This is a genomic window from Paenibacillus sp. RC67 (assembly GCF_030020805.1).
In the GTDB taxonomy this organism is placed as follows: Bacteria; Bacillota; Bacilli; order Paenibacillales; family NBRC-103111; genus Paenibacillus_S.
The window spans coordinates 6395137-6407191 of the sequence record NZ_CP125098.1 but is presented as its reverse complement, the minus strand read 5'-3'; the positions used below and the strand labels follow the sequence as shown (position 1 = coordinate 6407191).

The window sequence follows — 12055 nt, the reverse complement described above, 5'->3', positions numbered from 1 at the left end:
TATGCTACATTAGAACTAAGAATGCGGTTACGGAAAGTTAGCGATGCCGCAGGCATCCATGTAAAGGGGAGAACAAGGTTGACTGAAAAAGACGCGCTTGTTCGATTTGGCATCTCAATGCCTCAATCATTAATTGAACAGTTCGATGCTCTGCTGGCCGAGCAGGGGTATGACAACCGATCGGAAGCAATAAGGGATTTGGTACGAAAAGCGCTGCTAGCACCCTCCCAAATCCATCCTGAACAGATGGCGGCTGGAACTATAGTAATGGTCTACGATCATCATGTCAGCGATCTGCCGATCGTATTGACAGAACTTCAGCACGAATACCACCATGAGATCAACTCAACGATGCATATTCACTTGAATCACCATCAATGTCTGGAAGTTATTGTAGTTCGTGGTGTTGTGAGTAGGTTACGTGAACTCCAGCAGCGTATTCAGGTGCTCAAGGGCGTATTTTATGCGGAACTATCAGTAACCCATATGGATAGCCCGGATCATAGCTCTCGCCCGCATAAGCATGAACACAATCATCCACATTCTCATGGAGAACACGGACACTAGAGTCAGCTTCTTATAAGAAACTACATTAATATAGCGTCGGATAGATGGGAGGACTTTTAATGGACAAGATCTATTACACCTTGGCTGAAGCCAATGCAATACTACCGATAGTGAAGCGGGAGCTGGAGAAGCTTCAAGAGATTAAACGGCAGTTTCGTCTGAAATATGAGGAGCTGCATCAGCTTAAAAGCTACCATCGCAATCATGGAATTGCAGTACAAGGCGATCCCTACTTTACATTAGAATGCGAAATGGATTTCATGCAGGTGGAGGGTAATGCTGTTCTTCAAAGCTTTGAGCTTAAAGGGGTCCAATTAAAAGATGTTGACACCGGTCTCCTTGATTTCCCGGCACTTATGGACGGCAGGGAAGTGCTGCTGTGCTGGAGACAAGGTGAGGAACGTGTAGAACACTACCACGGGCTATATGACGGATTTGCAGGAAGAAAGAAGCTAACGGGTGAATAGCCTGTAGCACGGTCAAGGAGGATTTTCTCATTATGAGCAGCACTAAGACGGTCGGCTTGCGCCGACATACTGTAAAAAAACGGCAAAGTCGTTGGCTAGCGTTACTTCTTTGCTGTGTAAGTTTCATCTTTTATTTCATCGCTTTGCCGAACCCTGTGTCGGCTCACGCAAGCCTCATCGATTCAGCACCGGCTGCTAATGCTGAGATGGATCAAGCGCCGGATAGCGTTATTCTAACATTTAATGAAAGATTGGAAGACGGTATCTACTACATACGGGTGTTTGATAGCAGCAAGAAGCAAGTAACGACCAATAAAGCTCAAATGAATACCAACCGGACAGCAGTTGAACTGCAGCTGCCCAAGCTCGGTCAAGGAAGCTATTTGGTTACTTACCATGTGATCTCGGCGGACGGTCACCCCGTGGAGGGGACGTATTTGTTTGCCGTCGGCCAAAGCTTAAGTAACCAGCCTGCTGATGCATTACCTTCTATGGAACATATGCATTCTCATGGATTATCCACACAGCTGGGATTCATGGAGATTATTCAATATATATCGCGGATGATCTATTATGCCCTGATGCTTGCGTTTACAGGCTGGGTAGTGTGGCTCCGATTCTACGGAAGTCGCAGCGAATGCGTGACCGTCTTGCTCCAAGAATGGGGTACGCAGCTTCAGCGAGGATATTTGCTCGCCTTCTTGTTCTTTATGTTTACTCACATCTTCGCACTTATCGGGGATGGGGGACCGGATGCTTTCGCAGTTATTTTTACTAAGACGGCAATCGGCTACATCTGGCTAACCTCATTAATTTTATCGCTGTTAGGCTTTGTTGTGCTGCACCGTCGCCCGTGGCTTGATCTGGTATGGGTTGCACTAATATGGCTGACCAAAGGCTTGAACGGCCATTCTGCTGCATTTCAGCCGTTAAAGCAGACTTTGCTGCTCGACTTCATTCACTTGGCAGCTGCAGCCCTATGGGTGGGCGGATTGCTGATGCTGTTAGTCTTATGGCGCCGCAATAAAGAGGAAGGAATGAGTTTTTTTCCTCGATTCTCTTCGACTGCGTTAGCCTCCATTTTGCTGCTGGTGGCATCAGGAATATTGTCCGTTTTGATCTTTTTACCGGATATTGCTTATATCGTGGAAACCCAGTGGGGTATTCTTTTGCTTGCTAAGAGCGCACTTGTTTTACTGGTTGTGTGTACGGCAGCTTTGCTTCGCTGGGTATTTCGGAAACGCGGTGAAGCTAAGGTTGGGGTTCTGCTTAAAATCGACGTAGTGTTAGCGCTTCTCATCGTGCTTATCGTTGGGGTGTTCACTTATTTAACCCCTTTGCCTGCGAATGAGCCACTGAATTGGCATGTGATGGGTGAGAAGATTCATATGACCGCACAGATTACGCCGAACGCACCAGGTGTGAACGATTTTACAGTGAAGGTGTGGCTGCCAGAATCGTTAGGCAAACCGAAGCAGATGATCTTGAAGCTCCATGACGCCAATGCCAAAGATATAGCGCCTATTGAGGTTCCGCTCCAATATACAGAGGATGTTAGTGTGGAGGACAGCTTTGGAGACTTGAAGAAACATACGTACAAAGCTAAAGGAGCCTACCTTCCTTATCCAGGTTATTGGGATATCGAAGTTCGAGTCATGGACAGTAATGACGATGAAACCGTATATGATAAACAAATTCGACTATATTAACTGATAAAAAGATGAAAACCCAATCGTTTACTACTAAGCAGCCGATTGGGTTTTTGTTTATGGTGCATTAGTATGGAAAGCTGCTGAAGCACAACTTTTAACCGTTAGCCGAATGGAGCTCGGCTGTCTGGTTCTGAGGCTCGGGTTCTTTGACAGAACGATAAGTTAAATAAAAGCCAACACGAATGGCAGCAATAACGATGAAGCAGCCCCATAACGGAAGAAAAGAAATCAGAGCCCCGGCAAATAAAGCACCGATTGCATTTCCTGCGTTCATAACAAGCTGAAAGTCGGAAAAATACGCCATTTCCTTACGATGCTTAGCGGCTTCCTTCATCATAATCGTCTGAGAAGCCACTTCATGTACAGCGAGGCAGAAACCAACCCAGCCTTGAATAAGGAGCAGCAGCCAGAAGGAGTGAATGAAGCCGTATGGCAGCACGGCAAGAGCCATTCCTATAATGGCAGTACCATAGACCTTCATCATACCGAACTTCTCCATGCAGCGTCGGGCTACCGGCAGCAGCAGAGTAGAGACAATCCCCGCAATGACAACGAAATACGCGATTTGAGAATTCGTCAGCTTAAGCACATTAACATGGTATATAACGAACAATGGAGGAACCATCGCAATGCCTACATTGTTGAGCCCCATCCACCAAGTTTTTCGGTCGCATTCTTGAAAAGGCTTCATCCAGGTCAGCCGAATACGCTGCTTCTCCTTTGGAGCCAATTCCGCGATCAAAGACATGCCTGCAAAGGTAGCCAAGCACCCGATCAGCATGGATATCACATAATTTTTGGGGAACATCCAGTCGAAGGCATCAAGGTATTGGCCGATTCCGAAGCTTCCGAAGGTCACAATGATGATGCCGATAATTTTATTATTGCTGAAAATTTTCGGGAATTCGTTCGGAGCTATCCATCTGCGCATGATAGCCGGTTGCTGTGCCCCCGTTACCATTACTGCAACGGCGTTGATGCACCAGAAAAACAGCAGAAAAGGAATCGGATGGGGCAGCAGCGCAGCGAATGCCATGCACAAAAAGGCCAACTGCCGTATGTAGCCGCTGACAAGAAAGACACCTCTGGTTACCGGGAGCTGTCGGGTTAGAAAGGCTAACGACAACGCGCAGAACAGAGGTGGCAGTGAATTGGATAATGCAATTTCAAAATTGCTTGCGCCCAAGCGGGCGATAAGTACTTGAAGAAATGTGAAAAAGCTGACGCTTTTCATATTTTGCAAAGCGGCGTCCATGTAGATTCGTGTCGTAAGCTTCATCGGTTTCAAGACCTTTCTTTTCTAGCTGTGAATAGCTTAAATGCTTTCATGCTGCGTTCACGAACTAGCATACCTTAAACCCGCGGCTGAATAACATGGACGGTACTGTCTAAAAACATGGATTATATCGCTTTAATCTTTCCAGCTTTGTTTATGCAAATCCGAAACGTATTGAGCTGCCGCTGCATTAGAAATAACCTGCTCAGGACTTTTGCAGCCTGGAATAACGGCGGTTACGGCAGGATGCTTCAAGCACCACGCTAGCGCCCAAGTAGCCATGTCCATCCCAGCAGGTACTTCGTTCTCACGAATGCGGGCAGTTTCCTCCAGACGAAGAATCGTCTGTTCACGGTCGTGGCGGTTACGTACATCATTGTCCGGGAACACAGCGCCCGGCTTATATTTGCCGCTCAAATAGCCGCTTGCCAAAGGTACACGTGCCAATACACCCAAATCCTGTTCTTCGCAGGACGGGAATACGCGTTCTTCCGGTTTGCGGTCCAAACGGTTGTAGACGACTTGAATAGCTTGCGAGTTTACTTTGGTGGAAGCAGCGGTCTGATGCAGATTATCGTTGCTGCCGATCGAGGTACCCAAGTGACGGATTTTGCCTGCTTGAACCTGTTTGTCCAACAAAGTCCACAGCTCGTCTTGGTCGAAGGCTTCGTCAGTACCTGAGTGGAATTGATAAAGATCGATATAATCGGTTTGGAGTGCTTTGAGTGAAGCTTCCAATTGTTCCAACACATCCTGTGGAGACCAATGCTGTGTACGTTCTTGATGTCCGTGGAAATGATGGCCGAATTTCGTAGCGATGACCCAATCCTCGCGGCGGTTGCGTGACACATAGCTTCCAATGAGCGATTCGGAGGTATGATCTCCATAGCATTCAGCTGTATCGATCAAGTTAATGCCTGAAGCTTTGGCTTGATCCAGAATGGCATCTGCTTCTGCTTGTGTAAAAGCTTTGCCCCACTCTCCTCCGAACTGCCACGTACCGATGCCAATGACAGATACCTTCAAATTTGTTTTGCCTAATCTGCGGTATTTCATGCGGATCCCTCCTGAATATGGATGACTGTCTCTTTTATTTAACGACAACGGCGCGGAGAAGTCAAAAAAGAGGTTAAGCTTGAAATGACCTTTTAATATCGAATAAAATAATGCAAGCAGATTCAAAATAATAGTAACGCAAGTTAGGAGGAACATGGTATGACTCGAAAAAGGCTCGTGTTGTCCGCATTATCGCTAGTGGTAGCAGTCACTGCATTAACCGCATGCAACAAAAATACGGTCAGCTCCAACGATCCGGGTGCGAAAGCAGCAACGCTGCAAGGTGAATCGGAGCACTGGAAGGTTAAGGTGAACTATACGCCTCAAAAATCCAAGCTGCAGGAAATGGTGACAGTTGAATATAAAGTAGAAGAAAGAGTTGCTGAAGCTGCTGTCACCGTAGTCCATGCGGACGGGACATCTCTTGTGAATTCGGTTGTGGAGCCTTCATTACTAGCGCCGAGCCAGCCCATCACCTTGGACAAAAAAGGGGAGGTAGCAAGCTGGAAAGGTACCGATCAAGTTCAGATTGAATGGAAGGTAGGAGATCAAAAAACGAAGGAGTATATTACGGTAGTTAATAAGGCCGCCACAGCAGCTCCATAGCCATTCCTAAAAAAATTTATGTTACATTAATATTTCTTTTGCCGAAATGATGTATTGTGAACAGAAGAAACGGCAAAAGGAGCTGAAATAATGCAACGGGTGAAACGATGGATCAAGGATTGGGTTCCAACGTTGGCAATCGCTGTGATTGTCAGCTTTTCATTCAATACGTATGTTGCTCAAGGAATGAAAGTGCCGACCGGTTCGATGCTCCCCACTATCCAACTGGACGATAAAATATTGGTCGAAAAAATGGTCAAGCTGACCGACTTTCAATTCGGAGATGTTGTTGTGTTCTATCCTCCGTTGCCAGATGAGGCTGATCAGCGTTTTGTAAAGCGATTAATCGGCCTTCCAGGCGATACAATAGAGATTAAGGATGGAAGCTTGATTCGGAATGGGGAGAAGGTAGACGAGCCTTATTTAAAGGAGAAAATGAACTACACCTACGGACCGATTACGGTGCCCGAGGATAAATATTTCTTCTTGGGAGACAACCGCAATGACAGTCTAGATTCCCATTTATGGCCGACAACGCCTTTTGTAGATAAAAGCAAGCTGGTCGGTAAAGTGATGTTCCGGTACTTTCCATTCAATCATATCGGCACTCTAGATTGATCATAATAATATTAATGAATAACAGAGTACCTTCTATCGTTTATGGATAGGAGGTATTTTTTGGTATAATTAACTTTAAGTTATTTATTGACGCAACAAATAGGTTTCAGAAGTGTTATGAAAGTTAAGGGGAGTGAAGTCTATGAACAAGGATAATATTACGATTCAGGCGATGAAATACGGTAACCGTCTCCATTACGAATGGAATACGACACTGCTCGAAAAGACCGATTCTCACATATTTGTGCTGAGTGAACCGGGAAGGCAATTGCAGCATTATACGAGAGGTAAAACCTTTATTTGCGAGCATTGGACTATTGAATTTTTTCCCTTTGATTCTTGGTATACTGTAAGCGCGGATATAGTGAACGGCAAGATCACTCAGTATTATTGCAACATTAATCAACCAGCCGTTTGTAACGGGAATACGGTATCATATATCGACCTGGATCTGGATTTTGTACAAAGAAACAACATATGGAAGGTCGTCGATGAAGACGAATTCGCGGTTAATGCAGTCGAGCTATCTTATCCTCCTGATTTGGTGGAAAGAGCGAGATTGGAACTAGAGAACCTTCAGCAGCGTGTGGCGAATGGGCAGTTTCCTTTTGATGGGACGATTGAGCGGTTTATTGCGGCTATACCTGAAAGAATGAAATGATTCGCTAAGAAGAGGATGGGGGTTGGAAAAATGAAAGTTTCCGCTGTAGTTTTGGATTTGGACGGAACGTTATTAGATTCCCGGAAAAAAGTCAGTTCTCGCAATATGAGGGCGATTTTAAATTGTCATCACCACGGAATTCCTATCATCATAGCTACAGCCCGTCCTCCAAGATCCGTTAAAGATTTTCTCCCTGAACAGTTACAAGCAATAGGAATCATGAGTTATTACAATGGGGCTTTAGTGATTAGCGAGACATTGAATCTAAGAGAGCATTATTCAATAGATTCATCTATTAATACTGAACTAATTGATTATTTCATTTCAAGTGAGAGTGATCCTTATCTTTCAGTTGAGGTAGAAGACAGTTGGTTTAGTAATAGAGAATTGGATTACACTGAATTAATGCAGATTAAGACTAAACCGCAGATTATCAGGATTGAAGAAATGCGTCAACTTGCGGCCTCTAAACTATTAATAACGAACTATAGCGATGCTGGGAAATTAATAGAGCGGTTCATACAGAAAGTGAATATTGTGATTACAGATTCCGGAGCACTAATCCAAATCTCCTCTAAAAAGGCGTCCAAAGAAAACGCTGTTGCCCAAATATGCGAACGGTTGGATTGTTCATTGGACGAAATAATGGTATTTGGAGATGACTATAATGATTTGGGATTATTCCATGTATGCGGCTATCCTATTGCCATGGGTAATGCCATTGAGGAATTGAAGGATATTGCTTATGAAGTCACAGAAACAAATGACCATGACGGCGTAGCTGTTATGTTGGAACGAGTATGTAGATGAGTTCGAAGTAGCTGTAATTTATTTATGTAGGCGTTGCATTATGTTAAAGGGTTATCATAGACAAGTCCACTTAAACTGTATATAATTGGTTATATAAAGTCTATGAGCCTTTCTCTTATGCGGGTGTAGTTCAATGGCAGAACTCCAGCTTCCCAAGCTGGTGGCGTGGGTTCGATTCCCATCACCCGCTTAGTAATTAATCTTTACCAGAACCCTTGTGGCGCAAGGGTTTTTCTTTTTGTCTGTTTTCGATAAACTCAAACTCTCATTTCCTGATGGCGCAGACGTGGGGCAAATTCGTAGCTTTTTTTTGTATAAATGCTCTAGTCGGTCTGCGGAGTCACGGCTGATTAACCAGGATTCATCCACCATTTGACACAGGGCACAAAGCCTTTACTTTCATACTTTCCTCTGTCTTAATTCACTCTCAGTAGTCCATCCTCGTCGATGCCCTTTCACAATGCCTGACCCCCTAGTGGAGCACTTAGATAATATACCCCCTACCAATAAATTGACGATAGGGGGCTTTATTCAAATCAACCGTTTATCAGTTAACGGTATAATAGAAATCGTAAGGGGAGTTGTTGACAGAACCGGTTGCTGTATAGATTCGGAAAGAGATTTTTTCACCCGGCCTGAGATTCGATAAAGTAAACGAATCGGTTTTTCCGGGTCCATTGTCGTTAACGCTCAGCTTGATTCGGTTTCCGTTTTGGTACCAGTATGGATCCAGGTTATAGTTTTGCCCGCTAGGAGAAGTCATAGCGGCAGTAATGCTTACGCTGCTAGAAGTGTTATTGGTATAAACGAACCAATCTTCGTCATAGGCTGTTTCGAGTTTCCACGTATAGTGCACATTAGCGGCAGCAGCAACCGCGCTTGATTCACTGTCACCAAGTCCGGTGATAGCAAATGCAGATTGAGCAGAGACGAGTAAGCTTAATGCAATCGCAGCGGTTGTGAAAGACTTTTTAAATTTAAGGATCATTATTAAAATTCACTCCTAGTCTATGATTGTGAACTGGCCAGTAATCACGTTCAATAATATACCTAAAATGTATAATATTGTAAATGTATATTATACTTTGTTGTAATATATTACAAAAATAATTGGATTAAGTAATAGAATATTGTTGGTTCCATCCGTCGGCTAATTAACGTAAGGTCCATTAACGAATGTATTTCGGCTAAATTTATGTCTGAGGAAGTCGGGGATGGGTAATTCATGTAATGCCGCGGGAATGTAATCCAAATATTAAGTACGCGAGCTTTACATCGAGCATATTAGCAATATCACAAACCGAATGATCGCAGAACTGTTTGGTGAAATAGAGAAGGTTGTCTCGGTTTGGAAGCAGCGCAACGGTTGGAACGTTACACAACAATCAAGCCCAAAATTTTACAACAAAACAAACGTTGGCGTCCAGCCCGATAACAAAAATACAAAAGGCGACCGCGGGGGCCACGGTGGACCTTCGAGCAATGATAAAGTAGTGAAGCACGTTTTCTTCAGCCGCATTACCGGATGACGAGGGGACCAAGGCCTTCTTTTACCGAGATCCATATACCAAGGAATCGATCGATATCTTAAAAATCATGAATTGTATGAATAATCAATATATAGGTATGATTAGAATTATCAAAGAGGCCGTGCGCTAACACGACCTCCGCACAATAGCCGCTTTTAAGGGCGGTGGCTGTGGTATATGGATCAGTAATAGGAATATGATACCATACAGCTCGTCCAAAAGGACGGCTTTTTATGTTGCCAAGGAGAGTGAAGACATGGCAATTACATATCCCATAATGTTAACACCCACGCAAGCGTCAATAATAGATTAACATCCTCATCGTAATACTTTCACCCTGTTCGCAAGCAATACGTTATGCGATGATAATACTCGAAAGGCCGACAACACGGACTTTCAATTACCTTCAGGCTATTGCGCTCCTTCCTTCTAAATTCTCTGGTGATCTAGGGGCGCAGCTCTCTTGAAGGCAGATCAGGCTATCGCATCTCTTCCTTCTAAAAACTCTGTTAAAGTATAGAGATGCGAATTTCCTGGTTTATTTTACAAAAGGAAAGGAGGCATCCAGGCTATTATATTCCTTCCTTCTACTCTAATTATTCCTGATAGGGATATTCGTTTCCTGGAGTCTTTTATATGAAAAATATCATTTATCTGCGTAGAGCAAGTAAGCTTATGGTAGAGCCGGGTTTTAGCACTAGTCCGCTTCCTGAGAGATACTTGGCCACAGCAATGAAAAATATCGAGTACCTCGGGTTTACTTTCTCAAAGCAGCTCATGGATACGGTACGCACATTATCCATTGAAGAATTCACGAATTTGTATGATCAGCTTGTTGCTGACTTGAAAACACTGATAGGGGCTCATGTTAACTACAGGCCTATGTACCCCGATTTTCCTCGACAAGTGATGCTGGCGAGCGAAGCCGAGCTCTACATCAACGCAATCCTTCATTATATAACCCTTAAATTACCTGAATACGAGGCCATTGACCGTTTCCCTCTATTGGATCAAGTAAATCTGAAAGTCATTGATTTGGGAAGTGAAGAGGATTTCGATCAAATGATTCGACAGCTCATTTCAGCGAAGGTGTCCATCTCAGCTGCAGACAAAGAGGACATCGATTGGGCTATTGCACAATATGAGGATTTGGAAATGATCTTGCCATCAGAAATCCCGCTGAAAGAAAATGTGGGTTTGGTTGTAGGCGCATTAATCAAGCACGATAGGGCGAATGTTAAACTCATTGGAAAATATATTAGAACTGCAACAGATGTACTTCGCTTAGCCGTAGCGCTGTCGGACGGAGATGTCAGCCTCGCTACCCCTACAAAATTCCGAAAGTTCAAACGGTCGGAGAGAAGGCTACTGTTAGGTCTGCTGGAGCAATGTTACCCTATATCGGAAGATATGCTGAGATATAAACATCGGTGGATTCGTCTTGGGGAAATTTTGCATCCTTCAGAATATAAAAACCAGTTCTTCCATTGTAAAGAAGCGTTCGATATTCTTCGAAACAATAAGCCTTTTGAAACTTTTAGAGGAAGACTTGAGTTGGCGCTCCTATATAACAATGTATGGACGGCGGTAGATTTATTGAAAACTCGTCCAGGCGAGTTTGCCAGAAGGCTGGACCATTTGCTTCGAATCTCGGACGATGCCTACCCCATAATTGAGGCTTTCGGTGAGGTAATCGATCAAGTATCCACTGTTGTATTGCTGCAAGTGCAAACCCATTTTAACCATAGAAATGAACCGCAGGAGCTGCGTACGTTTTTTCCAAAAGGTAACGTGGCTAAAGCAGTAGCCATTCAAAACAGACTCGTCAATTTGGCCGCCGATGCTTGTCAGGCTATTGTGGATTTGTGCAGCAGTGCGCTGATAAGACGATTCGCATCTCTGCCCTCATTAGGTAATATTTATATGGATGACCGTTTGCAATCATATAAAGTCCCTTTTTCCCAAAGATCGGCCAGCAAGTCGCTGCGTACGATTGTAAGGGGAAGTAAGCTGCAGATGCCTAAAGGAAATACGATTCGATTCTTCACTTGGTGGAAGGAAGGAGTTATCGACGAGAGGCCTACAGGTCCAGTGGACATTGATCTGTCTGCGGTAATGTACGATGAGAATTGGCGTTATGTCGAGCACATCTCGTACACGAATCTTCGTTCAGATAGATACAAGGCGACTCATAGCGGAGATATTAGGTCGGCTCCTAATGGGGCTTGCGAGTTCATCGACATCCATATTCCTTCTGTTGTAACCTATGGAGGAAGGTATATTGTGGCTTCGCTGAATTCCTTTACGGAGCAGTCTTATTGCGATCTGCCGGAATGCTTTGCCGGTTGGATGATGAGAGCCAATCCGGCTACGGGAGGCATATTCGAACCTTCGACGGTAGTAGATAAAATTGATATTACAGCTGACACGCAAATCGCGATACCTGTTATTATGGATTTGGTGGAGCGTACAGTCATTTGGACGGATCTGGCTCTTACGAAACATCCTAATTATTATAACAATGTGGAAGGTAACCAAAAAGGGATGGTTCTAATGGGAAAAGCGATGACAACCTTAACGAAGCCTAACCTATACGATTTATTCATGCTCCATGCCATAGCAAGAGGCCAGCTTGTAGATAATGCAGCTGAGGCGGATACGATATTTTCGGTAGATAGAGGCATTACACCCTTTGACACCAGTAAGATCATGTCGGAGTTCCTTGTTTAAAGGATAAAAATAGATTTGAATTG

At 44.1% G+C, this 12055-nt stretch carries 12 protein-coding genes and 1 tRNA gene; 10 read left to right on the top strand and 3 right to left on the bottom strand.

From position 1 onward, the window contains the following. Window positions 1–78 precede the first annotated feature (78 nt). Genes nikR through QMA13_RS29040 form a run of 3 tightly spaced genes read left to right on the top strand, consistent with a single transcriptional unit; the run spans window position 79 to window position 2743 of the window. Window positions 79–567, top strand: coding sequence for a nickel-responsive transcriptional regulator NikR (gene nikR, locus QMA13_RS29050; RefSeq protein ID WP_282937143.1), 489 nt, complete (start codon window positions 79–81; stop codon window positions 565–567). Between the two features lie 59 nt (window positions 568–626). Then, window positions 627–1034 carry a DUF2203 domain-containing protein gene (locus tag QMA13_RS29045; RefSeq protein WP_282937142.1) on the top strand — a complete coding sequence of 136 codons (408 nt, stop codon included), beginning with the start codon at window positions 627–629 and terminating at the stop codon, window positions 1032–1034. Between the two features lie 32 nt (window positions 1035–1066). Further along, window positions 1067–2743, top strand: a complete 1677-nt coding sequence (locus QMA13_RS29040) for a copper resistance CopC/CopD family protein (RefSeq protein WP_282937141.1) — start codon at window positions 1067–1069, stop codon at window positions 2741–2743. 97 nt (window positions 2744–2840) lie between these two features. Here the strand turns inward: QMA13_RS29040 and QMA13_RS29035 are convergent, their stop codons facing one another. Together QMA13_RS29035 and QMA13_RS29030 are read right to left on the bottom strand one after the other, a co-directional pair. Continuing rightward, window positions 2841–4025 carry an MFS transporter gene (locus QMA13_RS29035; RefSeq protein ID WP_282943624.1) on the bottom strand — a complete coding sequence of 395 codons (1185 nt, stop codon included), beginning with the start codon at window positions 4023–4025 and terminating at the stop codon, window positions 2841–2843. Window positions 4026–4157: 132 nt separating this feature from the next. After that, window positions 4158–5078, bottom strand: coding sequence for an aldo/keto reductase (locus QMA13_RS29030; RefSeq protein ID WP_282937140.1), 921 nt, complete (start codon window positions 5076–5078; stop codon window positions 4158–4160). Window positions 5079–5237: 159 nt separating this feature from the next. On the opposite strand from QMA13_RS29030, the gene QMA13_RS29025 reads away from it, so the two are divergent. The 5 genes from QMA13_RS29025 to QMA13_RS29005 all read left to right on the top strand — a co-directional run bounded on the left by QMA13_RS29025 (window position 5238) and on the right by QMA13_RS29005 (window position 7963). Next, complete coding sequence (locus QMA13_RS29025) at window positions 5238–5684, top strand: hypothetical protein (RefSeq protein ID WP_282937139.1); 447 nt, start codon at window positions 5238–5240, stop codon at window positions 5682–5684. A gap of 90 nt (window positions 5685–5774) precedes the next feature. Beyond that, window positions 5775–6302, top strand: a complete 528-nt coding sequence (gene lepB / locus QMA13_RS29020; protein WP_282937138.1) for a signal peptidase I — start codon at window positions 5775–5777, stop codon at window positions 6300–6302. Window positions 6303–6444: 142 nt separating this feature from the next. After that, complete coding sequence (locus QMA13_RS29015) at window positions 6445–6963, top strand: DUF402 domain-containing protein (RefSeq protein ID WP_282937137.1); 519 nt, start codon at window positions 6445–6447, stop codon at window positions 6961–6963. Window positions 6964–6993: 30 nt separating this feature from the next. Beyond that, window positions 6994–7773 carry an HAD family hydrolase gene (locus QMA13_RS29010; protein WP_282937136.1) on the top strand — a complete coding sequence of 260 codons (780 nt, stop codon included), beginning with the start codon at window positions 6994–6996 and terminating at the stop codon, window positions 7771–7773. A gap of 119 nt (window positions 7774–7892) precedes the next feature. Beyond that, a tRNA-Gly gene (locus tag QMA13_RS29005) sits at window positions 7893–7963 on the top strand. Window positions 7964–8320: 357 nt separating this feature from the next. Here QMA13_RS29005 and QMA13_RS29000 read toward each other — a convergent pair. Next, window positions 8321–8761 (bottom strand): fibronectin type III domain-containing protein, encoded by a 441-nt coding sequence (locus QMA13_RS29000; RefSeq protein ID WP_282937135.1) that lies wholly within the window; start codon window positions 8759–8761, stop codon window positions 8321–8323. Between the two features lie 316 nt (window positions 8762–9077). On the opposite strand from QMA13_RS29000, the gene QMA13_RS28995 reads away from it, so the two are divergent. Together QMA13_RS28995 and QMA13_RS28990 are read left to right on the top strand one after the other, a co-directional pair. After that, window positions 9078–9302, top strand: coding sequence for a hypothetical protein (locus QMA13_RS28995; protein WP_282937134.1), 225 nt, complete (start codon window positions 9078–9080; stop codon window positions 9300–9302). A gap of 636 nt (window positions 9303–9938) precedes the next feature. Then, the gene (locus QMA13_RS28990; RefSeq protein ID WP_282937133.1) at window positions 9939–12032 is read left to right on the top strand and encodes a TerD family protein; all 2094 of its coding nucleotides are present in this window, start codon (window positions 9939–9941) and stop codon (window positions 12030–12032) included. Window positions 12033–12055: the final 23 nt, after the last annotated feature.